The 26,147-nt window shown below is 63.7% G+C and carries 20 protein-coding genes; 11 read left to right on the top strand and 9 right to left on the bottom strand.

Annotated elements, in window-relative coordinates; genetic code table 11:
* Window positions 1-146: 146 nt before the first annotated feature.
* Together IGX34_RS15855 and IGX34_RS22125 are read left to right on the top strand one after the other, a co-directional pair.
* Window positions 147-2,495 carry a winged helix-turn-helix domain-containing protein gene (locus IGX34_RS15855; RefSeq protein ID WP_192556700.1) on the top strand — a complete coding sequence of 783 codons (2,349 nt, stop codon included), beginning with the start codon at window positions 147-149 and terminating at the stop codon, window positions 2,493-2,495.
* Between the two features lie 176 nt (window positions 2,496-2,671).
* Window positions 2,672-2,845, top strand: a complete 174-nt coding sequence (locus tag IGX34_RS22125) for a hypothetical protein (protein ID WP_225737513.1) — start codon at window positions 2,672-2,674, stop codon at window positions 2,843-2,845.
* Window positions 2,846-3,075: 230 nt separating this feature from the next.
* Here the strand turns inward: IGX34_RS22125 and IGX34_RS15845 are convergent, their stop codons facing one another.
* Entirely contained in the window at window positions 3,076-3,573 is a 498-nt protein-coding gene (locus IGX34_RS15845; RefSeq protein WP_192556699.1) for an SgcJ/EcaC family oxidoreductase, read from the bottom strand.
* Between the two features lie 479 nt (window positions 3,574-4,052).
* Here IGX34_RS15845 and IGX34_RS22455 point away from each other — a divergent pair, with 479 nt between their 5' ends.
* Both IGX34_RS22455 and IGX34_RS15835 read left to right on the top strand, forming a co-directional pair.
* Window positions 4,053-7,397, top strand: a complete 3,345-nt coding sequence (locus tag IGX34_RS22455; RefSeq protein ID WP_192556698.1) for an autotransporter outer membrane beta-barrel domain-containing protein — start codon at window positions 4,053-4,055, stop codon at window positions 7,395-7,397.
* A gap of 128 nt (window positions 7,398-7,525) precedes the next feature.
* Complete coding sequence (locus IGX34_RS15835; RefSeq protein ID WP_192556697.1) at window positions 7,526-8,050, top strand: dihydrofolate reductase family protein; 525 nt, start codon at window positions 7,526-7,528, stop codon at window positions 8,048-8,050.
* 34 nt (window positions 8,051-8,084) lie between these two features.
* On the opposite strand, the gene IGX34_RS15830 is transcribed toward IGX34_RS15835, so the two are convergent.
* From IGX34_RS15830 to IGX34_RS15810, 5 genes are all read right to left on the bottom strand, one after another.
* A complete protein-coding gene (locus IGX34_RS15830) occupies window positions 8,085-9,506 on the bottom strand; it encodes a family 4 glycosyl hydrolase (RefSeq protein WP_192556696.1) in 1,422 nt (473 codons plus the stop codon).
* Window positions 9,484-10,431 (bottom strand): carbohydrate kinase family protein, encoded by a 948-nt coding sequence (locus IGX34_RS15825; protein WP_225737512.1) that lies wholly within the window; start codon window positions 10,429-10,431, stop codon window positions 9,484-9,486. The genes IGX34_RS15830 and IGX34_RS15825 overlap by 23 nt, the downstream gene beginning before the upstream one ends.
* Window positions 10,410-11,786 (bottom strand): APC family permease, encoded by a 1,377-nt coding sequence (locus tag IGX34_RS15820; RefSeq protein WP_192556695.1) that lies wholly within the window; start codon window positions 11,784-11,786, stop codon window positions 10,410-10,412. Before IGX34_RS15820 ends, IGX34_RS15825 begins: the two co-directional genes overlap by 22 nt.
* Window positions 11,786-13,654, bottom strand: a complete 1,869-nt coding sequence (locus IGX34_RS15815) for a beta-galactosidase (RefSeq protein ID WP_192556694.1) — start codon at window positions 13,652-13,654, stop codon at window positions 11,786-11,788. Before IGX34_RS15815 ends, IGX34_RS15820 begins: the two co-directional genes overlap by 1 nt.
* 197 nt (window positions 13,655-13,851) lie before the next feature.
* Window positions 13,852-16,830 carry a TonB-dependent receptor gene (locus IGX34_RS15810; RefSeq protein WP_192556693.1) on the bottom strand — a complete coding sequence of 993 codons (2,979 nt, stop codon included), beginning with the start codon at window positions 16,828-16,830 and terminating at the stop codon, window positions 13,852-13,854.
* 851 nt (window positions 16,831-17,681) lie between these two features.
* On the opposite strand from IGX34_RS15810, the gene IGX34_RS15805 reads away from it, so the two are divergent.
* Complete coding sequence (locus IGX34_RS15805) at window positions 17,682-19,004, top strand: ABC transporter permease (RefSeq protein WP_192556692.1); 1,323 nt, start codon at window positions 17,682-17,684, stop codon at window positions 19,002-19,004.
* A gap of 11 nt (window positions 19,005-19,015) precedes the next feature.
* Window positions 19,016-20,227: an ABC transporter permease gene (locus IGX34_RS15800; RefSeq protein ID WP_192556691.1), complete on the top strand. Its 1,212-nt coding sequence runs from the start codon at window positions 19,016-19,018 to the stop codon at window positions 20,225-20,227.
* Between the two features lie 6 nt (window positions 20,228-20,233).
* On the opposite strand, the gene IGX34_RS15795 is transcribed toward IGX34_RS15800, so the two are convergent.
* Complete coding sequence (locus tag IGX34_RS15795; protein WP_192556690.1) at window positions 20,234-20,578, bottom strand: hypothetical protein; 345 nt, start codon at window positions 20,576-20,578, stop codon at window positions 20,234-20,236.
* Window positions 20,579-20,781: 203 nt separating this feature from the next.
* Here IGX34_RS15795 and IGX34_RS15790 point away from each other — a divergent pair, with 203 nt between their 5' ends.
* Window positions 20,782-21,297, top strand: a complete 516-nt coding sequence (locus IGX34_RS15790) for a DUF4142 domain-containing protein (protein ID WP_192556689.1) — start codon at window positions 20,782-20,784, stop codon at window positions 21,295-21,297.
* A 301-nt stretch (window positions 21,298-21,598) separates the two neighbouring features.
* Here the strand turns inward: IGX34_RS15790 and IGX34_RS15785 are convergent, their stop codons facing one another.
* A complete protein-coding gene (locus tag IGX34_RS15785; RefSeq protein WP_192556688.1) occupies window positions 21,599-22,294 on the bottom strand; it encodes a UdgX family uracil-DNA binding protein in 696 nt (231 codons plus the stop codon).
* A gap of 301 nt (window positions 22,295-22,595) precedes the next feature.
* Between IGX34_RS15785 and IGX34_RS15780 the strand changes: the two genes are divergently transcribed.
* From IGX34_RS15780 to tkt, 3 genes are all read left to right on the top strand, one after another.
* Window positions 22,596-22,997, top strand: a complete 402-nt coding sequence (locus IGX34_RS15780; protein ID WP_192556687.1) for a hypothetical protein — start codon at window positions 22,596-22,598, stop codon at window positions 22,995-22,997.
* Window positions 22,998-23,047: 50 nt separating this feature from the next.
* Entirely contained in the window at window positions 23,048-23,236 is a 189-nt protein-coding gene (locus IGX34_RS15775) for a hypothetical protein (protein ID WP_192556686.1), read from the top strand.
* A gap of 96 nt (window positions 23,237-23,332) precedes the next feature.
* Complete coding sequence (tkt, locus tag IGX34_RS15770; RefSeq protein WP_192556685.1) at window positions 23,333-25,381, top strand: transketolase; 2,049 nt, start codon at window positions 23,333-23,335, stop codon at window positions 25,379-25,381.
* A 6-nt stretch (window positions 25,382-25,387) separates the two neighbouring features.
* Here the strand turns inward: tkt and IGX34_RS15765 are convergent, their stop codons facing one another.
* Entirely contained in the window at window positions 25,388-25,573 is a 186-nt protein-coding gene (locus IGX34_RS15765; RefSeq protein WP_192556684.1) for a hypothetical protein, read from the bottom strand.
* Between the two features lie 171 nt (window positions 25,574-25,744).
* Here IGX34_RS15765 and IGX34_RS15760 point away from each other — a divergent pair, with 171 nt between their 5' ends.
* A complete protein-coding gene (locus IGX34_RS15760; protein WP_192556683.1) occupies window positions 25,745-26,107 on the top strand; it encodes a response regulator in 363 nt (120 codons plus the stop codon).
* Window positions 26,108-26,147 lie beyond the last annotated feature (40 nt).

Genomic DNA, 26,147 nt, shown 5'->3' with positions numbered 1-26,147 from the left:
GGTTTCGCTTTGAAATTCATGTGCTTGTGCTACATTCCGCGCCCCTCGACACGCGCTCTGCGCAAACGAGTAGGCTTTGCGCAGGCTTGGCTGTCTTTCGGCGGGCGAGCTGCGTCGCGTACCTCCAGGACGACGGTAAAAATCACATGGGAAGCCCGCTCTACCATTTCGACGATTTTTATCTCAATCCGCTGGCGCGCGAGCTGACGCGCCATGGCAACGCGGTCGCGCTCGCCGCCAGCGCCTTCGATTGCCTGGTGTATCTGGTCGAGCATCGCGAACGCCCGGTAGGCAAGGACGAATTGGTCGCCGCCGTGTGGGGGCGTGCCGACGTCAGCGAAAACCTGCTGGCACAAACCATCGCGCGTCTGCGCCGTGCCCTGGGCGACGACGGCAACGAGCAGCACTACATCAAGACCGTGGCGCGCGTGGGCTATCGCTGGATGCCCGAGACCACGGTGACCGTGCAGGATCAGCCCGTGACTGAAGCCGCCGCCGATACCAACGGCAGTATGGCCATCGCACCACCACGATCACAGCAGACACGGCGTTCCGTATTGATTGCCTTGTTGCTGATGCTGGCGCTCGCCGGCGGCTATCTGCTGTGGGAGCGGCAGCACACGCCGCCTGCACCCGTAGCGCTGCAGTTCAAGCAGGGGGCGGCCGTGGTGCTGCCGGCCGACGTGGATGCGCAGGAAGACTGGAAATGGCTGAGCCTGGGCCTGATGGATCTGATTTCCACCCGCCTGCGCGATGCGGCCGTGCCGACCGAAAACAGCCGCGATGTATTGGGTCTGCTCAGTCAGGGCGGCACCAGCGACGCACTGGCCTCCTTCGCTCTGGTAGTCCGTCCGCACGTAAGCCTGGTCGACAGCCATTGGCGCGTGCAGCTCCATGCCAGGAGCAGGGACGGACGCAACTGGCAGGTGGAAGCGGCCGATCGCGACGTGCTGGTGGCGACCCGCAACGCCAGCGGTTTGCTGCTGATGCAGCTGGGTCTCCAGCGCGGCAGCGATCGCCAGGCCGCGGGCGAATCGCAGCCGGAATACCTGCTGCGCATCGAAGCCGCGCAACTGGCCAACGAGCCCGCGCTGGCACGGCAACTGATCGACAACGCACCCGCCGCACTGCGCCAAACGCCGGAGCTGGCATTTCGCCAGGCTCAGCTCGATTGCGATATCGGCCAGCTCGCGCCGTGCGAACAGATTCTCACCGACCTGCGCAAGCAGCTCTCCGCCAGCGAGCAGCCGGTGCTGCGCGGCAAGGTGCTGACGGCGCTCTGGTATGTCTACAGCCGCAAGCAGCGCTTCGCTGAAGGCGAGGCCGCCCTCAGCGAGGCGATCCATCTGCTGCAGGGCCAAGCCGATACCGAGGCGCTGGCCGACGCCTATTTGAACCGCGCACACCTGGAACACTTTCAGGGCAAGGAAAACGAGGCCGCTTCCGACCTCGGTCTGGCGCGCGTCAATTACAACCTCGCCGGCAATACGGTGGGGCAGGCACGAGTGGATTACGCCATGGGCATGATCGCGCAGCGGCGCGAGCAGTACGGCATTGCGCTGCCGTTATTCCAGCGCGCGTATGAGCAGTACCAGCGCATGGGCGTGCACGTGCTGGTGCCGGTGGCACTGGACGGCATGGCCGCCACGCAGCGCATGCTGCTGCAATTTCCGGAAGAGCTGGCGGCTACCGATCGCTTCTGGCCGCTGGACCATAACCTGCTGGACGACTACACCCGCCATCAGCTCACCCTGACGCGCGCGCTTGCGCTGGCCGACAACGGCCGCAGCGCCGAGGCCAGGAGTTTGCTGGAACAGATGCTGACGCAGCTCGATGCAGCACAGGAGGCGGACGTAGCGGCACGAGCCCATATGCAGCTGGCCCAGCTCGCACTGGAGAGCGGCGATGCGCCGGCAGCCTTGCCGTTGATCGCCAAGGCCCTCGCCGGCACCGCCCTGCGCGGCGAGGACAATGCACACGACTATGCCCAGGCGTGGCTGATCCAGGTACAGGCTCTGCAGCGCAACGGCAAAACCGCGCAGATTGCGCCGGCCGTCGACGCCATGCGCGCGTGGTCCGCATCGCTGTCCGGACAGGATGCGTGGATTGCCATCATGCTGTTGCGCGCGCAGGCGCTGCAGGCCTGGAGCGAAGGACGGCATGAGCAGGCATTGGCGCTGCTCAAGCAGGCCATGGCCGACACCGACAAACTCGGTGTGCCCGAATTTACCGTTGCCGTCGGCCAGCAATATGCAACCGCACTGCTGGACAGCGGGCGGGTGGCCGAAGCGGTTGCCGTCAGCGGACAGCTTTCCACCTGGAGCAATCTGGACTGGCGCGCCGCATGGGTGGAGGCCAGCGTGTATCAGGCATTGCGGCAGAACGATGCGTGGCAGGCGTCGCGCAGCAGGGCGCAGCGGCTGGCCGGCGAGCGGGTGCTGGTGAACACGTCTGCGCCGCTCGCATCGAATGCTGCGGCTGGCACGCTGCGGTAAATCTTGGGTTTACGCAATCGATGTGACAAGCGATCAAGCTTGAATCACCAAGGCCATCGAGAAGTTCGGATTGGCGTAGCCGGCGAATCGGCATTCGCTGACATTCCATGCGCGCTTGTAGGTGCGCCAGTTGGATGGCCGGTTGCTCACGATGCTTCCGGGCGATGGAGGTGAGCATGGATAAAGGCCTTTTCGATGCGCTGACGCAGAGCATTGCCGAGATGGATCAGATCGGTCGCGGGAGGCGTACGCCAGCGCATAAAGCGGATACTGCTTCCAAGCAGGTGAAGCGCATTCGTGCGTTGACGAAGTTGTCGCAGGCCAAGTCCGCAAAAAATGCTCGATGTTGAGCTGGGTGCGCTACAAAACCGGGAGCAGGGCGCCGGAATCCTACCGGTCCTGCGCGCGCTTTGTTACGCACCATAGAGCGCGATCCGAAGCACGTATTGGCGGCATTGATTGATTGAGAAAAGCTCCGCCGCGATACGGGCGGGGCTGGACTGACGAGACTTGGGCTTGATGCCTGTCGCAACACATAGCCGCGCTGCACCTCGTCAGTCCAATCCTGCAGCTTGCGGCCTTAGCGCGTCCCTTCCGGCATCACCGACGAGTGATGATTGACGATCTTCCAGTCCGCGCCGATCTTCCTGTAGACATAGGTGTAGCGCGCATGCACGGTCTGCGCCTTGCCATCCTTGCTGATGAGGGCGAAGGTGTACACGCCGGTGTCCAGCGCCGCATCGTCCGACAGCAGCCGGATCTCGCGGTAGTTGATCACTGCTTGCGGCTTCATCTTCAGGAACTTCACGAAGTAATCCCTGATTTCCGCGGGGGTGGTGCGCACCTGGTTGGAGACGGTGGGTTCGAGCACAGCGTCCGGCGCATACAGCGCGGTGACCTGGTCGGCGTCGCCGGTGGCCAGCGTGGCATTCCATCGATCGAACAAGGCGGCAATTTCCGCTTGCTTGGGATCGGCCGGTTTTGCGGCCACCTCGGTGTAGACCTTCGGCACGTCGATATTGGCGGCAAAACTGGCGCTGCTGACCAGCAGTGCCATACACAGCACGAATTTGTTCATCGGTCCTTTTCCTGAAATTCTCGCGATGGGCAAGGCAAACGCTCGCCATCGCGCGCATGGTTGGATGTGATTGCCCGAACGCCGCTGGGGAAGGCGGGCGGGAAAGGGGAGTGGATGCCGGCATGCAGCGGCGGCAGCAGCAGGTGCCAACCATCGCGGAGAACCCTGGGCCACGGTCGGTCGCCGCATGCCGGCATCTGTCGCGAAGCTTTCGAAAACTGCGCGACGTGCAGCAGTCTGTCAGAAAGCGTGCAGGCAAGAAGATCCCGAAGATGACATGCGCCAGTCTTTTCGGGACGCGCTTGCACACCCGCGTCACGCCATGTGCGTGATGCATCGCACGCTTCGGCAGACGCTTGTCGGCAGCACCGGTGCTTGTCCTCAAATGACCATGACGCCGATCGGCATGCGCCACAGAATCGCCGCCGCATGCAGTCGTTTGATACGGCTGTATCGCACATGTTTCAGGGGGATTCGCCGTGAACAAGGACTGGGATGCGCAGAGCATCCAGCGCTGGCATGACTACCGGCGCGAGCCGCTGCATTTCGCACAGCTGCCCGAAGCGTGGCAGCTTTCCATCCAGGCGCATTACGAGGAAGCACTGCAACGGCAGCGGGCGCGCCAGCGCACGCGCATGCTGCCGCTTTCGATCCTGGCCAGCCTGGCGGCGCTGACTGCGGCCAGGGCCAAGGCAGCGCCCACCACTTACAGCAGCACCTTGACCGGTACCAGCGCGGATACGGCGTACACCACATCCACCGATGCGAACGGCAACCTGGTCTATCACTTCGCCAGCGGCGACAGCATCAGCACCACCGCCAGCGGTGTGGAAGATATCTATGGGGTGAACCTGCAGGCCGCCAGCCCGAAAGTGGTGTTGCAGGCAGGCAGCGACGGCGTCGGCCAGTTGAGCGTCGCCGCGCTGCGGCCGGTGGCCGGGGCCTGGGGCGTGGCCGAAGGCATCAGCGTGCAGGGCGGCGCCAGTCTTACCGTCAACGGCAATACCACGGTGCACGCGCAATCGGACGACGCGGTGCCGAACAGTTCGTCCATCGGCGTTAATGTCTACCAGGCGAGCGCCACCTTCAACGGCACCACCACCATCGTCACCGACACGCCGGGCTACTCGAAGGGGCTCAATGTCTATCAGGGGCAGGTGACCTTCAACGGCGACACCAGCATTACCGCGCAGGCGCGCGGCGCAGCCACGGATGCGATCTACAATTCCGGCGGCGGCCGCAGCAGCATCGTGATGAACGGCAATGTCACGCTCGTTTCGTATGGCATCTGGCCGAGCGACGATGTGCACGGCATCTACAACGACAACGTCAACAGCAAGCTGGCCATCAACGGCAATCTGTCGCTGACGGCCACTTCGAACGGCTCGACCGTGATGGGCATCCGCAACCAGGGCAACCTGAGCATCAGCGGCAATGCGTCGATCACCGCCAACGGGCCGCGCTCGGCCTTCGGCATCGACAATACCTACCGCACGTCGCGCCTGTATGTGGGCGGTGACTTGAGCGTTTCGGTCAGCAACGGCACCGGCTATATCCCCTTCGGTACGCCCACCGGCCTGAGCAATCTGTATGGCATGGGCAGTTCGATGACCTATGCCGGCGCGGCCAGCGTAAGCATCACGGCCACCACCGACAGTTATGCAATCAACAACAACGGCGTCGTCAGCTTCAATAATGCCGGCAAGAGCGTGGTCTTGCGCGCTGGCACCAGTTGCGCCAGCTGCACGGCCTATGGCATCGCCAACAATGGAGGCAGTGTCACGCTGGCCGGCGGCCTCGACGTGGCCGAAACCGGCGGCGCGCATCAGTACGCGATCTGGAATGCCGCCATGGATGGCGTGAGCGCGCAGCTCTCGGTCAACCAGGGCGGCACGCAGTCGGTAAAGGTGCAGGGCGATGTGCTGACCGGCAAGGTGAGCGATGGCGGCACGGTATATAGCGGCACCACCACGCTGAATTTCGATGACGCGAATTCGTATCTGAAGGGCCTGGTGCTTGCAGACAGCGGCACCTCCGGCACGGCGGTCTTCGCGGCGGGCGCCGCCGAGCTGTCGTTTACCCACGGCGCGAGCTGGATGCCGGTCGGCAGTGGCAGCATGCTCACCGATTTCGGTGCCGGCAGCCTTGCTATCGGCAGCGGCAGCAGCATCGACCTGGCGGCGAGCTGGGGCAGCTTTTCGCCCGGCAGCGTGCCGGCCTACAGCTATCGCACGCTGCAGATCGGCAGCAGCGACGCGCATGGCGCCAGCGTGCAGCTGGCCGATGGCGCGGCGTTCACGCTGCTCAGCGATATCCGCAACGGGCAGGCCGACAAGATTGTCTTTACCAGCGGCATCAGCTCGTTTGCGGCGAGCGGCACGCTGGGCATCCGTATCGCCTACGATCCGGTGCTCGATGCCACCTCATGGGTGAATGCCACGGCGCTGCAAAAGGGCGTGGCGATTGCCGCGTCTACGCCGATCGTGATCGCCGACGCTGGCGCCGCGGCCGGCGGAACGGCGCAGTTCCAGGCGGTGCAGGGACTGACCGGGCAGTGGAAGGCCACCTATGAGAATGCGCTGGTGCAGTTCTCCTATACGCCGCAGGTGAGCCTGAGTACGGACCGCAAGCAGGTATTGCTGACCGGCATCGATATTCTCGGCAACAACAGCGGTGCCAGCGGCAGCACCGCTGCGAGCGGCACCGGCAGCAACAGCACGAGTACTGGTAGCACGAGTACAGGCAGCACAAGTACCGGCAATACAACTAGCGCCACGGGTGGCAGTGCAGGTACAGGCTCGTCCGGCAGCCAAGCGGGCACCACTGTCGCGAGCAGCACCAAGCATCTGAATACGGCAGACGTGGGCGTCGTGCCGGCCAATGGCGCCGCCGTCATGACACCGGCCACCGGCGTGATGGTTGCCGCCGATACCGCGCGCGCGCTGGCCAATGCATGGCAGCTGGACGATGCGGCCGTGGATCGCCGCAGTGAATCCTTGCGACTGGATCAAGACGACACTGCCGCCGTGTGGACCGATGCCGGCGGCGGCGAATTGCATGGTGACGGCGAGGATGGCCGCTACCGGCAAAGCACCACGACGGCATCCATCGGCGCCGACCGGCGCAGCAACTACGACGGCGGCACCAACACCACCGGGCTGGTCTACACGCACGATCAATCGCGTGCCGAGGTGCCGAACGGCAGCGCCGAACTGCGCGGCGATTCGCTCGGGCTGTACAGCAGTTGGGTGTCTGCCGGCGGTGTGTTTGCGGATCTCGTGGCGCGGGCCGGGCACTGGCGTAGCAGCTACGTGGCCACCGACGCATTCGGCACCGCCGCCGCGCGCTACCGCTCGCCCTCGGCAAGCCTGTCATTGCGCGTGGGCCGGCGTCTGCGCAACCAGCGCGGCGGGTATATCGAGCCGCAGCTGCAGGCCGCATACGGATCGGTCGGCCACAGCAGTTACCGTGCCAGCAATGATGTGCGCTTCGACGTGCGCCAGAACCATAGCTTCCTCTCGCGTGCCGGCCTGCTGGCCGGCCAGACCTTGCCCGGCACCGGTACCGTCGCGGCGGATGTATACGCGCGGGCGGCGGTGGTGCATGTGGTGGGTGCCAGTCCCGACCTTACCGCCTCGCTCGATGGCGGCACGCTGCCGGTGCTGCTGCCGGCGCGGCATGCGACCACCGCGGAAGCGGCGGCGGGCGTGCAAGTGGCGCTGCCGGGGCATTGGCGGGTATTCGCCGAGGCGGGACATTCATCCAGTGGAGACACTCTTCCCGGTGGCTGGCGTGCCAGCGCAGGGGTGCGCGTGAGTTTTTAGCGGCGTTTGCCGGAATGACGGTAGGGGAATTGCCGGCGTTTACCTCGTCATCTAGCACAGGCGATCAAGCAGGCATGGTTGCAGCCCGCATGCTAATTTGACGGCCTACCCGCCTGGGAGCTGCCGCCATGATGACCTCCGTCTTCGTCGGAACCAGCCTGGATGGCTATATCGCGCGCCGCAACGGCGCCTACGATTTCCTTCCTGCCGGCGGCGGCGAACCGCACGGCTACGAGGAGTTCATCGCCACGGTCGATGTGCTGGTCATCGGGCGGCATACCTTCGAGGTCGTGCTGGCCTTGCCCGCGTGGCCTTATGGCGAGCGCCAGGTAATCGTGCTGAGCCATCGGCCGCTGGATATTTCCAGCATGGCGGTGGGACGCGTGGAGCGGATGGCCGGCGATGCGGCGGAAATTTTCGCGCAGCTCGCCGCCCGCGGCTTCAAGCACGCCTACATCGACGGCGGCGTGGCCGTGCAGGGCTTTCTGCGCGCCGGACTGGTCCGGCACATCACCGTGACGCGCGTGCCCGTGCTGATCGGCGAAGGCATCCCGCTGTTCGGTTCACTCCCGCACGATGTGCAGCTACGTCACGTGGCGACCCATGCGTACGGGAGCGGTCTGGTGAAATCCGAATACGAAGTGCTTGCCTGAGGGAAATGGGGAAGGCGGGGCTGCCGGTGTCTATTTAGCGATGCGGATGTCCGTGCATGGGGCCATGGCACAGGCATTCGCCATCGGCGTCGACACTGCCGAACATGTTGCGCAACAGCGCTTCGCTCGGCGTCCATTCGCCGATGGCCGGATGGATCAGCAGTGCCTTGCGTGCGGTCAGTCGCTGGTTGCCGATGGCGGCCTCGATGGCAGCGCGCTCATAGGCTTTAACCGCGTGCACCAGTCCGCGTACTTCATCCGGTAGTGGCGCAATCGGTTCGGGCACCACCGAATCCAGGCTGATGCGTGCGGCGGTTTCCACGATGTCGTCGTCGGGCAGGTCGGGCAGGGCGCCGCGGTTGCGTGTATTGACCACAATGGTGGCCGGCCTGGCGCCGGTCAGTGCGCTCATCACATCGATGGCGATGCGGTGATAGCCGGTGGCCGTGCGGAACGGATCCACATTGAGGCTGACGCCAGGATCGAAGGCCGAACCGCCTTCCGCTTCCAGTTTCATATACGAGCCGGAGCGCTGGTTGAGGTAAGCCGCATAGGCAGCCACCGCGCCGTCGCCGTCGCCGGCGTTGAGACGGCTCTTCAGCTCGTCGATCAGGATCTGGTTGAGCTGCTGGATTTCCGCACCACGGCTGCCGCCTTGCTGCTGCTGGTTGTGCAGGGCGCGCCGGCGTTCGTAATAGAAAAACAGGTATTCGGTGGGGATCAGCCGCAGCGAGCGGATCATGCTGAAGTCGAACAGCGGCGCCAGATACAGCTGGCGCAGCAGCTCGTCGCTGGCGAGCAGCTTGTCCATCACATCCACGCCGCGCACGCGCACGCCGCGCACCCAGCCCAGGTGATTGAGGCCGACATAATCGCAGTGCACATCGTGCAGTGGTTCGCCCAGCGCGGTGGCGATGTTGTGGAACAGCTCGGTCGGGGTATCGCAGATGCCGACCATCTTGGCGCGCGTATGGCTGGTCACGGCCTGGGTGATCAGGCCGGCGGGATTGGTGAAGTTCACCAGCCACGCATCCGGACTCAGGCGTTCCACCAGCCGGGCTTGTTCCAGCGCGGCCGGCACGGTGCGCAGCGCCATGGCCGCGCCGGCCGGACCGGTGGTCTCCTGGCCGGGATAGCCTTGTTCGATCGAGGCCTGCTCGTCGGCCGCGCGTCCGGCGATGCCGCCGACGCGGATGCTGTTCATCACGAACTGCGCGCCGTCGATCGCATCTTCCGCCGAGGTGGCTGCGCGCAGCTGCAACGAGCCGCCGGACTTGGCCACGATCGCCCGGCCCAATGCCACCATCACCGCCAGGCGGTCCTGGTCGGGGTCGTACAGCACCAGTTCCTTTGCGCCCAAGGCCTCGGTTGCTTCGTCCACACCGAAGATCACCAGCGGTGCGCGCACACCGCCGCCGCCGATCAGGGCGATCTTACGGTCCATAGATTTGCTCATACGTACTCCTTAGCGAAAACAGATCGGGGAGCCCTTCCAGTGCGCCGATCCGGGTGGTGCACAACGCGCCGCAGATGCAGGCGCGTTGCAGACAGTGTTCGATCGATTCGCCGTTCAGCACGCCATCGATAAAGCCGGCGTCGAAGGCATCGCCGGCGCCGGTCATGTCCACGGCATGCACCGGTGGCGGCGGCACGCGCAGCAAATCGTTGCGCACGATGGCCGCCGCGCCGGCGGCGCCCAGCTTGATCACGGCATGGCGCAAGCCCACCGACTGGGCCCAGTCGCGAAACGCTTCGGCGCTCTCGTCGCCGCTGAGCAGGCGTGCTTCGGCCTGGTTGGGGAAGAAATAGTCGACCGCGCGGCAGGTCCAGTGGTTGTCCGGGTCCTGCAGCCAGTCCGGACTGAAGCCGACATCCAGCGAGGTGGTGCAGCCGGCTTTATGCAGCAGCGGAAACAGGCGCCGCGCCAGGTCCGCCGCCAGCGGCATGGCGAAGTGCACATGGCGCGCAGCGATCAGCTCGCTGCGCGTGCCGGGATCGTCAAGCAGTTCGGTCAGGCGCCGGTTGGCGCCCGGATAGGTATAGAAACTGCGATCCTGCGCAGTGGATACGCTGACTGTCACGCCGGTATCCAGCGGGCTGCAGCGCAAGCCATCGGCCGACAGGCCGAAACTTTTCAGGCGCGACTTGAACCACTCGCGATCCGCTTCGCCGATCAGTCCCACCAGGCGCACGCGCCGTTGCAGCCGGGCCAGGCCGCAGGCGGTGTTGACGGTGCCGCCGCCGAGTTCGCGCAGATAGTGGTCGGTATGCACTTCCTCGCCTGGCGCCGGCCAGTGCTGGAAGCCGCTGAATACATGATCGGCGTAGATCTCGCCCACCACCACCACATCCCAGCGTTTCATGGTCTCTGGAACGGCCATGCTTTATGTCTCCATGCATCGATTGCGTAAATCAGCGCGCCGCCAAGCATGGTTGCTACGCCTGCGAGAATATGCCGCCAGGGGCTGGTGCATACGATGTACAGCCAGCCGATTACGCTGATCAGCACCGGCAGCGGATACAGCGGCATGCGGAAATGGTGCGGATCGCGCGGGCGCCGCCGCAGCAGCACGATGGCCAGGCACTGCGCCAGGTACTGGTACATGATCTGGATGATCATCAGCGCCGCGATCAGGTCGTCCAGCGGCAGCACGCAGGCCAGTGCCGAGATCGCGCCGGTAAATAGCAGCGCCACAGTGGGAAAGCGTCCGCGCGGATGCAACCGCGCAAAGATCGGAAAGAACTGGCCGGATGCGGCGGCGGCAAACGGCACGCGTGAATAGCCCAGCAATACCACCAGGGCCGAACCCCAGCTCGCCAGCAGGATCAGCAGCACCGCCACCATGCCGCCGGTGTGGCCGTAGATGGCCTGCATGAAATCGGCGACCACTGCCTTGGATTGCGCCGCCTGCTGCCACGGCAGCACGCCGAGCACCGACAGGTTCAAGCCCATGTACAGCACCGCCACGATCGGAATCGAGACCAATACGGCGAGCGGAATATTGCGCTGCGGCCGCTTGATCTCGCCGCCCAGCATGCAGACATTGTTGTAGCCGCCGTAGTCGTACACCGCGATCAGGCTGACCGTGCCCAGCCCCAGCCAGAATCCGTGCATATCGGTGCCGGCGTGCATAAAGCCGGCAAAGCGGTGCATATCGAAATGCAGCAGGCCGCTGAGCACGATCCACAGGCAGGCACCGATCACCACCACCGTGACCAGCAGCGACAGTCGCTGCACCGAATCGACCTTGCGATACAGCAAGGCGGTATTGACCAGGCAAAGCAGCGCAGCCGTGATCACCTGGCCGCGATGGTCCAGGCCCGGAAGCAGGAAGGCCAGGTATTGCGCAAAGCCGACCGCGGCCGAGCCGATCGACAGCGGTGCAGTCAGCACGGTCTGCCATAGGTAGAGAAAGCCGAACAGGCGTCCCGCACCTTCGCTGCCGTAAGCGGTGCGCAGGTAATGATAAGGGCCGCCGGATTCGGGAATGGCCGAACCCAGTTCCGCCCACACCATGCCGTCGCACAGGCACAACAGCGCGCCGGCCAGCCAGCCGACCAGCACCATGGGACCGGCCAGCGCCGATAGCGCCAGCGGAATGGTGATGAAGGGCCCCACGCCGATCATGTTCAACAGATTGGCCGAGAGGCCGCCCCAGAAACCCAGCGCACGCGGCGGCGCCGATGCGGTTGCGCTGTGCTCGGTAGCGGCGGAGGTCTGGCCGATGGAATTCATCACGCTGTCCCCGCCAGATTGCTGGCACAGCGCACCGGTGCTGCCGTGGTCTGGTGCAGGTCCAGGATCAGGATCTGGTTGTCGCCGTCGCTCAGCCATTCGGCCGGGCAATACAGGCATTGCTGCGGACCGATATGCCAGTAGCGTCCCAGCAGATGGCCGTTGACCCAGACATAGCCCTTGTTCCAGGCGCGCAGGTCGATATAGACATCGCCCTGTCGGTGCAGGCGCATGTTCGCTTTGAAGAACAGTCCGGGTCGAGCGGGCTGCGCGAGCGTGGGCTTCAGGCCGGCGATAAAAGCTTCATCCAGCGGCAGACCGTAAACCTGCCAGTCGCGCAGCGCCGTGCCATCGAGCTGCACGCTGCCGACCAGGCCTTTGGCGTCGCCGACCTGCGGCCCGAAATTGATATGACCGAAGCTGTCGACCAGGATCTCCAACTGCATTGCGTCCTGCTGGCCGGCATGCGCCAGGTGCAGGGTCGGCGAGCTGTGCAGGCGCGGATCGCGCACGCGCGAAATATGGCCGCGTTCGTTCTGGTCGACGTGCACTACCGCGTAATCGCGCACGCCATCGATATGCAGCGCATGGCCGCGCTTGACGGTCTTGCGGTACACGACGATGCCCTGGTTTTGCCGCAGCAAGGCTTCGTTGCCGGCCGGCACGTGCGTGCTGACCGGCGCGGGCAGGTTGTCCCAGAGCGAGGCATACGCTGCCGGCAACACGTCGGCAAACGCACCCTTGGGGCAGGGCGGCGGCAGCGCCGGTGCATCGGCGCCGCCGATGATCGCGCGCAATGCGTGATAAGCCGGCGTGGGGTCGCCGCATTCGTCGATCGGCGCGGCGTAGTCGTAGCTGGTGATCACCGGCTGGAAGTTGGAGCCGTCGTCATCCGCATTCGCGCCGGCGCTGAGGCCGAAATTGGTGCCACCGTGCACCACATACAGATTGAAGGAATAGCCGCCGGCGATCAGCTTGCGCATCACCTCGGCATTGCTCTTGCGGGCGAATTCGCGCTCGCCCCAGTGGGTAAGCCAGCCGGGATAGGATTCGCCCACCCACACCGGCGCATGCGGTGCGGAAGATAGTGCGGCGCGCAGCTGCGGCGGTTCGGCGCCATCCAGGCCGAGCGCGGCATCGGGCAGGTAGGCATGGCGGCGCTTGAAATCCGGTGGCGTCTCGCTGAGCGAAAACGGTCCGTCGATGCCGTGCGACCGCCACAAATCGCGCACCGCTTCAAGATAGCCGACATCGGCGGCGAACGAGGAATATTCGTTTTCGATCTGAAGCATCAGCACCGGACCGCCGGCCGCTGCCATCAGCGGAGCGATCTTCGGCGCTACCGCGGCGATATAGCGCTGCACGCCTGCCATGTAGTCGGCGTCGTGCCGGTCGCGCAGCTTGACCCCAGGCTTGCGCAGCAGATAGGCCGGCAGGCCGCCCATATCCCACTCGGCGCATACATAGGGACCGGGGCGCAGATACACCCACATGCCCTCTGCCTGGCACAGTTGGATAAAGGCGGCAAAGTCGCGGTTCCCCGAGCTGAGATCGAACACGCCCGGCTCGCCTTCCAGCTGGTTCCACATGATGTACAGCGCAATGGTATTGAGCCCCATTGCCTTGGCCATGCGGATGCGATGGTGCCAGTACGAGCGGGGAATGCGCGCCGGATGCATTTCGCCGCTGCGGATCTGGAACGGCTGGCCATCCATCACGAAGTCGTGCGCGCGCAGGGTGAATGCATGCGGCTTGCCATCGGCAAGCGGCGTCGCGACCGGCGTGCCTTGGCCGCCCGCGGCGAGCACGCGGCCATCCAGCGCCAGCGTGGACAGGAGGGCGAAGCTGATGAATTCGCGACGTTTCATGCGTGGGCCTGACTGCTGTGCTTTTCCCTCTCCCCTGCAGGGAGATGGCAGGGTGAGGGGACAAGGCTTGCGGCGAACTATTTCTGTGCGTGATGGTTGGTTTTGGGCTTTCGAGCGATGGTTGGCATAGCGCGAGGGTGGCCCCTCACCCCAGCCCTCTCCCCGCAGGGAAGAGGGCGAAGTGCGGAGGCCTTCGCTTAGAAGTTGTACTTCACCGTCAGCAACGACGTCATGCCGGTATCGACGATATCGGAGATGGTGAGGTTGTGCTTGCCGATATGCGCCCAGTAGCTGTAGTTGTTGGCCAGGTTGGAAATGGAGAAATCCACCTGCAGGCCATTGTGGAACACGTAGCCGGCATGCAGGTCCAGGCGCTTGATCGGGCGGATCCACAGATCGTCCCAGGAAGCGCCCTGGTTCAGATAGTCGTAGTTCGCCAGCCATGCGCTGGTGTAGTGATAACTCAGGTTGAGCGAGAAGCCGTTCTTTTCGTAGAACACTTCCGCATTGGCCATGAACTTGGGCGCGCTCTGCATTTCCTCGTCCTGGAAACCGGGCGTGCCCAGGTTTACATGCGTGTTCTGGCGCGTGGCATTGAAGCCCACGCCGAAGCCATCGAACGGATCGGGCAGGAACTTGAACTTCTGGTGCGTATCCAGCTCCAGGCCGTAGACGCGCGCATTGCCGCCGTTTTCCGGCGTCTGGTACAGCACCGTGCCCTGGTCGCTGGTGCTGGAATTGGCCTGCTCGCCGCCGGCATCGTAGATGTAATGACTGAGGTGCTTGTAGAAGCCGGCCAGCGAGGCATAGCCGCCGTTGTTATTGGTCCATTGGCCGGACAGGTCGAGGTTGGTGGCCTTGATGGCCTTCAGGTTGGGATTGCCGCGCGTGATGGTGGTGACACCGTCGGACACGCTGATTTCCGAGCCGCTGCCCAGCTGGTACAGCGACGGCCGCGTATAGCTCTGCCACAGCCCGGCGCGATACACCGCGCCGTCGCCCTGGCGGTAGTTGAGGAAGATGCTCGGCAGCGGTTCGTCGTAATGGGTGTAGTTGGTCTGGAAATAGCCGGGAACATCGTTGCCGGCGCTGTCCTGCGGCGACACCCAGTAGGTGTTGTGGATATCGGTATGTTCGAAACGGAAGCCGGGAATGATTTCCAGATTGCCGATATTGAACGTGGCCTTGGCGTAGAGCGCGCTGACCGCTTCCACACCGCGCAGGCTGTCGCAGTAATAGTTATTGATGTAGTAGCTGTTGCCGCAGGTGTCCAGGTCGCTGTTCACCAGGTATTGCTGGATCAGGTTGCTGACGCCCGATTCGCTGACCTTGGGCGATTTCCAGTTGTACTGGCCGGGGAAGATCGCGCTGTAGCTGCCGTTGAAGATGCCCAGGTCGCCCAGCGTGGTGACGCCGTCGTTGATGCCGGCGGTGGACCAGTCGCGGTCGCTGAAATTGCGCACGCTCTCGGCAAACTTGGCGCCGAACTGGATCGACGACAGTGCGCCGTCGGTGAAGTCATAGCGGAAATCGAGCTTGGCGCCGCCCTTGCGCTGGCCCGAATAGATCTTGGTCAGTTCGCCGTCGTCATTGGCATACAGCGAGGGGATGTTGTTGACCTGGGCCAGCAGCGCCGGCGTGAGCTGGGGATAGGGGAAGCCGCCGGCGCCGTAGCTCATCAGCGAGCCGCCGCTGTAGGGGAAATTGGTCTGCGAATACTTGTCTTCGCGGCCGTCGATTTCCACGTGATCGGGACGATCGTTGTCGCCGAAGCTGTAGAACACGTTCGGCGAAATGGTCCAGCCGCCGATGGTCTTGTCGGCGCCGAGCTGGAAGGTGGTGAGGTCGGCCACTTCCGGGTTGGTTTCATACCAGTAGCGCGCGGCAATACGCCCGATATTGGGCTGGTACACGCCGGTATTGCCGATTTCCTGGTACGTCACGTTCTGCGGAATCAGCTGGGTGAAGGAGGTGTCTTCCGAGGTGACGGCATAGGCGTAGGTCATGCGCAGATAGGCGCTGAGCGTTTCGTCCACTTTCCAGTCGAACGAGAAATTGCCGCCGTAGCGGCGCTCGTAGCCGGGCACGACGCCCACGTCCATGCCGATGCTGGTGAGATTCTTGGCCGGGTTGTAGCCGGGTGCGCTATTGCCGGCGGCATCGGTGCGTGCAAACGCCCACGAACCGTCGTTGAGCGCGCTGGTGGCGGCGGCTTCTTCGCTGTTCACATAGCTGCGATAGTCGTAATCCGCGCTGGCGTAGACACCGAACTGCTTTTCGCTGCCGAACTTGGTCTGGAAGTCCGCCGCGGCGCCGCCGCCCAGTCCGCTCTGGTTGTAATCCTGCGCACGGCTTTCCGAGCGCCCGCTGACCTGCACGCTGCCGCTGGTGTCCTTGGCGAAGTCGAACGCGGTAGGCGTGCGGAAATCCACGGTGCCGCCGATCGCATCGCCGTCCATGTCGGCGGTGGAAGTCTTGTTCATCACGATCGTCTGCAGCCCCGACGGCGGCAGCAGGCTCAACTGCACGCTGCGGCTGTACGGCATGCCTTGCGCCACTTCCACGCCGTTGATCAGGTTCACGTCGTAGTCGGCGGGCAGGCCGCGCACGGTGGCATACACGCCTTCGCCGCGCGCCGCGCCGTCGATGCCGGAGAAATAACCGGAGCCGGTATTGGTCACGTTCACGCCGGGAATCAGGCCCAGTGCTTCGGCCACGTTATGCACGGCGGTGTATTGCAGATCGGCCGCCGACAGCACGTTGACCGTGTTGGGCGCGTCCATCTGCATGCTGGAAGCGTCGTAGCGGTTGGCCGCTACGGTAAGTCCCTTCAGTTCGGCCACCTTCTTCATGCTCAGCGCCACATTGGCCTGGCCGCTGGCATCGACGGTCAGCGCCGAATTGGCGGTAGCGAAACCGGCCACATTCGCCGACACGGTATAGCTGCCTGCGGGCACATTGGCGAAAACGAAGTTGCCGTTCTTGTCGGTGGTGGTCGTGTAGTTGGTGCCGGTGAGCGATACGCGCGCATTGGCGACCGGTGCACCGCCGGCATCTTGTTGCAGATGGCCATGCACGTCGGTGGCGAAGGCCTGGGCGGCGGCGAAGAGGGAAACAAGTCCGGCGGATAACGCGAGCGCCAATTGTTTACGGCTGAGGGCAGCAGCGGATTTCATTGTAATTCTCCGGGAAAGGGGTGCGACCGTCCGACGGGCTCATCCCGCGGCGCATGGTCTTGCATGGGCATGACGCCACGACAACCCTTTCTGCGATAGGCGCACCAGGCGGCCTGCGCGATGCAAGCCGTCAATCCATCAGCCGGGTGACAACCAGACGCCGGCCCGATTACATCGGCCGGAAAGGCGAGTCGTTAGCTCAGGAGGGAGTTTTCAGGCGGCAAACGGCGGCGAATAGCCGGCGATGCATTTGCCACGCGCGCGCAGCGCGCTTTTCTTGGCCTGGTCGCGTACAGACATCGATTTGCACTGCCGCTTTGCCGAGCAGGCAGGGGCAACCACCGCGCACGCGCAGCTCGCTGGACTTTCAATTAGGAGACAGCGGTTCATCTACCGGTCCTATCAAGCGATGAGCGACAGTGTTCAGTTACAGCCGAAGGAAAGAATCCTGCGGTGATGAGTTTCCCCTTACTCCAGACCGTTGCGTGGAAACGCGCCCCTGTTCGGTATGGAGGAAGACCTTGGATCCATGACTGGTATCAGCCTGGCGTCCATCAAGGCCTATGCTTATACCTATACCTTCTAGCAACGCAGCAAGTCAACAAGCCGTGAAGACATTGCGCGTTGTAGTGCTTGCCATTGCGAGTCGGCTGATCGATGGCCATGCCATCTATATGCATGTCCGCTTGTCCGCAGCGATTGTCCGCGGACACTCGCGCACGGTCTGCCATGGACGGAAAGCGCCTTGATGTATAAGGACGTTTTTTTGGAATGAGCAGCTGGCATGCGCCTTGCTGCCTGTCGTTTGGGGCCATGCTGTCCGCGCAGTGGATGCGGACCGGGGAGGAGGGATGTTCGCTTACTACATGCAGTTGGCATTTCGCGGGCTGAGGCGCAACCGGGTGCTGACCTCGCTGATGATCCTGGCGATTGCCGTGGGCATTGGCGCGAGCATGACCACGCTGACGGTGATGCACATACTTTCCGGCGATCCGCTGCCGGGCCGCAGCGGCCAGCTGTTCTATCCGCAGGTGGATGCCGATCCGGATCACAAGGACAGCCAGGATCCCCTGGACATGATGGATTTCCATTCCGCCTTCGACCTGTGGTCGGCACATCGCGCCGATCGTCAGGCCTTGATCGGCCATGCCGATATGCGCGTGACCGCACCCTCGGCCAACCTGCCTGCTTTGAAGCTATTGGTGCTGGCTACTACCGCGGATTTCTTTCCGATGTTCGAGGTGCCGTTCCAGTACGGACACGGCTGGAGCGCAGCGGACGATACGGCGCGCAACAGGGTGGTGGTGATTTCCGATGACTTGAACAGAAAACTGTTTGGCGGCGCCGACAGCGTCGGCCGCATTCTGCGCCTGCGCGGCAGCGACATGACCATCATCGGCGTGCTCAAGCCGTGGCGTCCGTCACCCTTGTTCTATTCCGTGGCGGGCGGCCGCTACGTCGATGGCGACAGCTCCGATTTCTACAGCAAGCCGGAGGACGTGATGATGCCGTTCTCCAGCGGCCTGGATGTCGCCAAGAATGAATTCGAGCTGTTCACCTGCTGGCACATGCCCGATCTGAATGCGCCACAGCAGGATTCGCCCTGCGCGTGGGTAAGCTTGTGGGTGCAATTGAACGATGTCGCCAAGGTAGATGCTTATCGGCACTTCGTGGCCGACTACGCCGCACAGCAGATGTCGCTGGGACGCTTCAACCACGCCGGCAATACACGCATGCGCAATCTGATGCAGTGGCTGGATTTCAATCACGTGGTGCCGAGCGACGTAAAGCTGGAAACCTGGCTGGCGTTCTCCTTCCTGGTGATCTGCCTGTTCAATACGGTGGGACTGTTGCTGGTGAAATTCCTGCACCGCGGCGGCGAGATCGGCGTGCGGCGCGCGCTGGGTGCGACCCGTTCGGCCGTATTCGTGCAGTGCCTGGCGGAAGCCTCGGTGATCGGCCTGCTCGGCGGGTTCGCCGGCTGGCTGCTGACCTTGCTCGGCTTGTGGATCGTGCGCCGGCAGCCGGCGGCGTATGCCGATCTGGTGCATCTGGATCTGTCGATGTTTCTGACCACCTTCGCGGCGGCAATCGCTGCCACGCTGATTGCCGGGCTGCTGCCGGCATTCCGCGCCAGCCGCGTCGCGCCGGCCCTGCAGCTGAAGACGCTATAAGGACGCCTGCGATGGATATTGCCCCGATTTTCTCCGCCTTGCGCCGTCATCGCCTGGCCACCATGCTGATTGCGATGGAGATCGCGCTGGCTTGCGCGGTGCTGTGCAATGCCTGCTTCCTGATCGCCTGTCGCCTGCAGCAGATGCACATCCACAGCGGTGTGGATGAAACCTCGCTGGCGCAGATCAAGCTCGATTGCGAAGACTGCAACGAAGTGGATCTCAACGCGCGCGTGCTGTCGGCGCTGCGCCAGGTACCTGGCGTGCAGGCGGTCAGCGTGATCAATGCGGTGCCGTTCGGCGAGCATGCGGGCACCGCCGGTATTTCGCTGGATCCGGCCGGGCTCAAGCATGGTGGCGTGGTCGACTTCTATGCGGCCGGCCCCGGCAGCTTCGAGGCGCTGGGGCTGCACCTGATTGCCGGTCCCCCGCCGGCTGCGGACGACTATCGCGGCATGGCCGAGTTCGTGCCCAGCGACGCGTCGGTGTGGGTGACGCGCGCGCTGGCCACGCATCTGTGGCAGGGCGCCGATCCGCTGGGCAAAGAATTCTGGATGGATAAATTCCACTTCCGCGTGGCCGGCGTGATCGAACACCTGGCGCGCCCTGGCGGTGGCGAAGGCGGTCCGGATACGCGCGAATGGTCGGTGTATGTACCCGCGTTGCCCGGCAAACATCTCTCGGGCAACTATCTGCTGCGCGCACAGCCGGCAGAGCTCGGACGCGTGCTGCGCGATGCGCGTGCGGCGGCCATCAAAGCCGCACCCGAGGCGGTGCTCGATCAGCAGCAGAGCCGCACCTTGCCCGATTTGCGCAGCGGTTATTTTGCGCAGGACGTGGCCATGACCGGCATTCTGGTCGGCGTGATCGCCGCGCTGCTGCTGGTCACCGCGCTGGGCATCGTGGGCCTGGCCAGTTTCTGGGTGGCGCAGCGGCGCCGGCAGATCGGCGTGCGCCGTGCGCTGGGTGCGACGCGCGGCGACATCCTGCGCTATTTCCAGACCGAAAATTTTCTGATCGTCAGCATGGGCGTGGCCATCGGCATGGTGCTCGCCTACGGCCTCAATATCTGGCTGATGCTGGCGTATGAACTGCCGCGCCTGCCGGTGTATTACCTGCCCATCGGCGTGGCGGTGCTGTGGCTGCTCGGCCAGCTCGCCGTGCTTGCGCCGGCGCAGCGTGCCGCCGCCGTGCCGCCGGTGGTGGCGACCCGCGGCGAATAGCGGCAGCTACATATCGGGATATTCCTGCGCCACGTTTTTCTCGGTCACGTCGATCAGGTAGGCACCGGCATCCTTGAGCACCGAGCACACATCGTTGATCGAGTTGTGATCTTTCAGCGCCACCGCAAGCGTGGTGCTGCCGCTTAGCGGGGGCGCCTCGGGCGGTTCTTCGGTGCGTAGGTCATACGACGGAGCGGCGACATCCTGCGGCGATGCGCTGGCGTCGAATTCCGCCTGTTCGGGGACATGGATGGTCACCCGCTCGCGCTGCACCCCATAGGCCTGCAGTTTGTTGGCCGAGGTGATGGCTTCCAGTTGCGTGTGGAAATAGGCCACGAGGAAATCGCCCATGATGGATGCTCCGTGCGGTACGTCATCGCGCCACCATAGATTCGAATGGATTAGGCCTGCGTGACGAAAACAGGAGAATCTCATGCACCGGTTTGCGCGAATGAATACTTGCGAGCGTTTCATTTCATTCGCTTTACGCAGACACGAGGGTTACGAAAGCGCTGATAGCGTCAAGGCCACGTTCACGAGTGGAGAGACGCACAATGATTTCCCTTAGCAAGCAGGTGGCGATGCTGTCCCTGGCCGGGGCCATGGCGTTTTCCGGAGCGCTGTACGCGCAGGCCGACAGCGCCGCCATGGCGGCCGGCGGCGATGCGCAATTCGTGGTGAAGGCGTCGGCGGCAGGCGATACGGAAGTGATTGCCAGCCGCCTGGCGGCGGCGAATGCGCAATCGGCCAAGGTGAAAACCTTTGCCGCCACCATGGTGCGCGATCACACCGCGGCCAACGACAAGCTGCGCACCATCGCGCAGAAGAACGGCTTCACCATGGCCGGCGCGGCGACAGTCGAGCAGCAGCCCGACCTGATGAAACTGCAGTCGCTGCACGGCGCGGATTTCGATAAGGCGTATACCGCCATGATGCAGAAGGATCATCAAGATGCCGTGGCGCTGTTCAACAATGAATCCAGCAGTGGCCAGAATGCCGCCTTGAAGACCTTTGCGGCACAAACGTTGCCGACCCTGCAGCATCACCTCAGCATGGCGCAGGCCTTGTAGGCAACACATGCCTGCGGCATGGGCGGCGGGCCGCCGGGGTCGCCGACCGGCGGCGGCCCGGGTTCGGGCTCGGTCAGCGGCGGCCGCTGCGGCGTGGGATTGGGCGGTTCGGCCGGCGGTATCTCCGGCGGCGGCGCGGGCGGCTTTATCGGGTCCGGGGAGGGCGCGGGGGTGTGGGCGTAGATCGTGAAGTGCATGAAGATCCTGGAACGTAGTTGCAGGCGGTTTCGACTATGGCAGTGACGGCGTGCAAGGCGCAGGAATTTTTTGTGAGCACGGCTGCGGGAACAATGGCGCGGGCTTATGCTTTTTGTTCAAGCTGCAGCCGCGCACTTTGCAGATGCTGCACCAGCTGCTGGAACATCTCTTCGCGTAACGCCGAACTCCTGGCGCGCAGGATCGCCGATGGATGCCAGGTGCCCAGGCCGACAAAGCGCGGCAGTTGCCGCCATACGCCCAGCTCGCTGGTTAGCCGGAAATCGCGGCCGAACAGCGTCTGCGCCGCCATCGCGCCGAGTGCGATCACTGCCACCGGCTGCAGCTGCAGCATTTCCGCGGCCAGCCAGCGGCGGCAGATGGCTTGTTCGGCGGCGCTCGCGCGTTTGTGCAGGCGTGTCTTGCCATGGCGCTCGAATTTGAAATGCTTCATGACATTGGTCAGGTAGATATCCGTGTGCTGCAGCTCGGCGGCATCCAGCGCGCGCTGCAACAGCGCGCCTGCCGGCCCGGTGAAGGGCCGCCCCTGTTTGTCTTCGCGATCGCCGGGTTGTTCGCCTATCAGCATCAGCGGAGCATTGGCGCGCCCTTTGCCGAATACGGTCTGGGTGGCCGGCGCCCATAACGGACAGGCCTGACAGCGCATTGCGCGATTCTTCAGCGTATGCAGATTGCCGCGGGGAATCGAAGCGACTGGCAACGCCAGCGGATTGTTCGCATCGGCGGCACGATGCGTCGCTGCGAACAGCAGTCGTTGCGCACTGGTTGTGTAATCAGGCATCACCGTGTCAATGGATGAGGCGAAATGCACCGCGCTTGTCTGCGCCGAAGCGGTGGTTCTCGCGAACAAGCGATGAATGCAGCGTCTAGCAAACTAGCATCGCGCGATGTTGCCGGGACGTGATGAAAAGCTCCCCCATTTTGCGAATACGCATTGTCGTCGTCGGCGGCGATCGATTGCGCAGTCCGCAACGTCGCCATTGCATCGATCTTATTTTCACTTATCGCAAACCGCCGTGGTTGCAAGGTCGGGTTCATGCATTGGCGTGCGATCAGCGCGCGCCGCCACGGCGGAGAACTTCATGACGGAGAAAGTAGGCGATTTCATACTCCAGCGCCTTAGCGATTGGGGTATCCGGCGCGTGTTCGGTTATCCGAAGTTTCCCTCGGCGCAGGATGTGGAAGCGTTTCCGTATGCGGTCTATGCGGAAATGCTCGGCTTCAAGGGCATTCGCGTCGACAGCCAGGAAGGCATTGGCGCCGCGTGGGAAGAAGCGCTGCGTGCCAACCGCCCCGTGCTGATCGAGTTCATCACCGATCCGGATGTGCCGCCATTGCCGCCGCACATCACCTGGAGCCAGGCCAAGGCCTATATGACGGCGCTGGCCAAGGCCGATCCCGATCGCCTTGGCGTGATCAAGCAGAGCACGCGGCAGGCGCTGGCCGGACTGTTCTCCAGCGGCAAAGACGGCGAGTCCGACTAAGCGCGGGCCTGAACAGGGTCTGCTGGATTACCGAATCGGAGAACCCAAGCATGCAAATCGATCATAAATGCGCCTACGCGCCCTGCGAATGCATGATCAGCAGCGAGCAGGAGTATTGCAGCGAATCCTGCCGCTACAACGACACGCGCGTCGGCGCGCGCGTCACCGAAGAGGAATGCGATTGCGGGCACGATGGCTGCGCCGAAGAAGCGCAGGACGCCGCCGGCGGTGTCACCTAGCGTTTGTGACTGCGGATACATCGCACGCTCACGACCGGCTAACTGCGCGCTGGTCAGGCTGCGTGCTGCCCATCACTGTTACGCCGTGGCTGCCTTATGTCCAAGATTGATCAGCAATGTATCGACACCATCCGCTTCCTGGCGGTAGATATGGTGGAAAAAGCCAATAGCGGCCATCCCGGCCTGCCGCTTGACGCGGCCCCGATGGCGTATGTGCTGTGGTCGCATTTCCTGCGTCACAATCCGCACAATCCGCAATGGCCTAACCGCGACCGCTTCGTGCTTTCGGCCGGCCATGGCTCGGCCCTGCTGTACAGCCTGCTGTTTCTCGCCGGCTACGATCTTTCGCTGGATGACCTGCAACACTTCCGGCAATGGGGCAGCAAAACCCCCGGCCACCCCGAACGCGGGCATACGCCCGGCGTGGAAGTCACTACCGGCCCGCTGGGGCAGGGCTTTGCCAACGCCGTCGGCATGGCGATAGCGGAGGCGCATCTGGCGGCACGCTACAACCGCGAGCGGTACAAGGTGGTGGATCACTACACCTATGTGCTGGCCAGCGATGGCGACCTGATGGAAGGTGTCGCCTCGGAAGCGGCCTCGCTCGCCGGTCATCTCAAATTGGGCAAGCTTATTTGCCTGTACGACGACAACGAGGTGACCCTGGCCGGCAGTACCAGCGTCACCTTCACCGAAAACTGCGAACAGCGGTTCCAGGCATACGGCTGGCATACGGTGCTGGTCGAAGACGGCAACGACCTGGCCAGTATCGAGCAGGCCATCCATCAGGCGCAGCGCGAAGTGGCGCGGCCGTCGCTGATCCGCGTGCACACCCATATCGGCTTCGGCTCGCCCGTGCAGGACAGCTACAAGGCGCACGGCTCGCCGCTGGGCAAGGATGCGGTACGCGCCACCAAGCAGAAACTCGGTTGGCCGCTGGAGCCGGACTTCTTCGTGCCGGGCGAGGTATTCGCCTATATGCGCGAAGCGGTGAAGCTGGGTGCCGACCTGGAAAACGAATGGATGCAATGCATGAGCGGCTATCTCACCGACTATCCGCAACTGCATGCCGAATTGATGACGCGCTTGAACGGCGAGTTGCCGCCGGGCTGGGATGCACATATCCCGCATTTCGACGCCGATCCCGAAGGGCTTGCCACGCGTGAAGCATCCGGCAAGGTGATGAACGCGATGGCCCCGCATCTGCCGGCACTGGTCGGCGGCTCGGCCGACCTCGATCCGTCGACCAAGACGGCATTGAGCGAATTCGGCAATTTCGATCCGCCACAGACCGGGCAGCTAGAGCCCCTGCAGATACCGCAATCGGAATGGGCCTATACCGGGCGCAATATCCATTTCGGCGTACGCGAACATGCGATGGGCTCGATCGTCAACGGCCTGGCCGCGCATGGCGGATTCATCCCCTACGGCGCCACCTTTCTGGTGTTTTCCGATTACATGCGGCCGCCGATCCGCCTCGCCGCGCTGATGGGCCTGCATGTGGTGCATGTATTCACCCATGACAGCATCGCGCTGGGCGAGGACGGCCCCACCCATCAACCGGTGGAACACCTGGCGGGATTGCGCGCCATGCCGAATGCGCTGGTGATTCGTCCGGCCGATGCGAACGAAACGGCAGTGGCGTGGAAAGTTGCGGTGCAATCGCAGGATCGGCCAGTACTGCTGGCGTTGACGCGGCAGAAGGTGCCGACGCTGGATCGCAACGTATGCGGATCGGCCGAAGGCTTGCGCCAAGGTGCCTATATCTTGCGCGACGCGCCGGATGGGCGCCCTCAATTGCTGCTGATGGCGAGCGGTTCGGAGGTAAGCCTGATCCTTGCCGCCGCCGAGCAGCTGGCGCAGGAAGGCCTGGCCGTGCGCTGCATTTCGATGCCGTGCCAGGAACTGTTCGATGCGCTGCCGCAGGCGCAGCGCGATGAAGTGCTGCCGCCCGCCATTACCGCGCGCGTGGCGGTGGAGGCGGCATCGCCCTTCGGCTGGGACAAGTACCTGGGAGGACAGGGCATCATGCTGGGCATCGACCGCTTCGGCGCTTCGGCCAGCGACAAGGTGCTGCTGCGCGAATTCGGTTTCACCGCTGAGCACGTATGCGCTGCTGCGCGCGCCGTGTGCCAAGGCCATTGAAGCTACCTACGCCGGCGGCTCGCTCGTGAGGGCGGGGCGCCGCCGACGCTGCCAGGGGATAGCCAGCAGCAGAGCCGCCGTCGGCGACACCGCCGGCCGGGCCTCCTGATGCCGATAGGCGCGATAGGCGCCGTAGAACAGCATCAGGCACAGCAGGATAAAAAACACGATCAAGGCGATTCGCTTGTGCACGGCAGCCCCATGGCTTGCGACATTACCAAGCTAAGCAGGTAGTTGTGGGCCGCACGTGAATAAAAAGAGCGCGACAGTATTTGAATGTGTACGCGTTCTTCACATAATGTGCAGGCCCGGATGATTAAATTTCCGCTTCGCGTGACGCCCCAACCTCAGCGAGAGGTACTGATGGCAACGACAGTGCTGCTGGTGGACGACCAGCCGGAAGTTCTTGAAGTCACCGCCTACATGTTGGAGGACGCCGGCTATAACGTGCTTTGCGCCAACGATTCGGAACAGGCGCGCGAAATGGTGGCCGGCCGGCGCGATATCGGCGTGATCATCACCGACCTGCATCTTCCACATGGCACCAGCGGCATCGATATGGGCCTGGCGTTGCGCCGCGAAGGCCTGGTCTGTCCGCTGCTGGTGGTTTCCGGTGCGCTGGCGCCGGAGCAGATCGACCAGCATGCGTGGGTCAGCTATTTGTCCAAACCTTTCGGCAGGGAAGCGTTGCTGCAGAAGATCACCGCGCTCGCGTGTGGTCCATAATCGCCCGCCTTGTCGTGCACACGGCTGCTGGCGCTGAGCC

Source organism: Dyella acidiphila (assembly GCF_014863405.1).
Taxonomy (GTDB): domain Bacteria; phylum Pseudomonadota; class Gammaproteobacteria; order Xanthomonadales; family Rhodanobacteraceae; genus Dyella_B; species Dyella_B acidiphila.
This window is presented reverse-complemented; position numbering and strand designations above follow the sequence as displayed.

Coding starts and splice junctions, on each gene's coding strand:
- IGX34_RS15855 (WP_192556700.1), top strand. CDS start 147: ATGGGAAGCCCGCTCTACCATTTCGACGATTTTTATCTCAATCCGCTG.
- IGX34_RS22125 (WP_225737513.1), top strand. CDS start 2,672: ATGGATAAAGGCCTTTTCGATGCGCTGACGCAGAGCATTGCCGAGATG.
- IGX34_RS15845 (WP_192556699.1), bottom strand. CDS start 3,573: ATGAACAAATTCGTGCTGTGTATGGCACTGCTGGTCAGCAGCGCCAGT.
- IGX34_RS15835 (WP_192556697.1), top strand. CDS start 7,526: ATGATGACCTCCGTCTTCGTCGGAACCAGCCTGGATGGCTATATCGCG.
- IGX34_RS15830 (WP_192556696.1), bottom strand. CDS start 9,506: ATGAGCAAATCTATGGACCGTAAGATCGCCCTGATCGGCGGCGGCGGT.
- IGX34_RS15825 (WP_225737512.1), bottom strand. CDS start 10,431: ATGGCCGTTCCAGAGACCATGAAACGCTGGGATGTGGTGGTGGTGGGC.
- IGX34_RS15820 (WP_192556695.1), bottom strand. CDS start 11,786: ATGAATTCCATCGGCCAGACCTCCGCCGCTACCGAGCACAGCGCAACC.
- IGX34_RS15815 (WP_192556694.1), bottom strand. CDS start 13,654: ATGAAACGTCGCGAATTCATCAGCTTCGCCCTCCTGTCCACGCTGGCG.
- IGX34_RS15810 (WP_192556693.1), bottom strand. CDS start 16,830: ATGAAATCCGCTGCTGCCCTCAGCCGTAAACAATTGGCGCTCGCGTTA.
- IGX34_RS15805 (WP_192556692.1), top strand. CDS start 17,682: ATGTTCGCTTACTACATGCAGTTGGCATTTCGCGGGCTGAGGCGCAAC.
- IGX34_RS15800 (WP_192556691.1), top strand. CDS start 19,016: ATGGATATTGCCCCGATTTTCTCCGCCTTGCGCCGTCATCGCCTGGCC.
- IGX34_RS15795 (WP_192556690.1), bottom strand. CDS start 20,578: ATGGGCGATTTCCTCGTGGCCTATTTCCACACGCAACTGGAAGCCATC.
- IGX34_RS15790 (WP_192556689.1), top strand. CDS start 20,782: ATGATTTCCCTTAGCAAGCAGGTGGCGATGCTGTCCCTGGCCGGGGCC.
- IGX34_RS15785 (WP_192556688.1), bottom strand. CDS start 22,294: ATGCCTGATTACACAACCAGTGCGCAACGACTGCTGTTCGCAGCGACG.
- IGX34_RS15780 (WP_192556687.1), top strand. CDS start 22,596: ATGACGGAGAAAGTAGGCGATTTCATACTCCAGCGCCTTAGCGATTGG.
- IGX34_RS15775 (WP_192556686.1), top strand. CDS start 23,048: ATGCAAATCGATCATAAATGCGCCTACGCGCCCTGCGAATGCATGATC.
- tkt (WP_192556685.1), top strand. CDS start 23,333: ATGTCCAAGATTGATCAGCAATGTATCGACACCATCCGCTTCCTGGCG.
- IGX34_RS15760 (WP_192556683.1), top strand. CDS start 25,745: ATGGCAACGACAGTGCTGCTGGTGGACGACCAGCCGGAAGTTCTTGAA.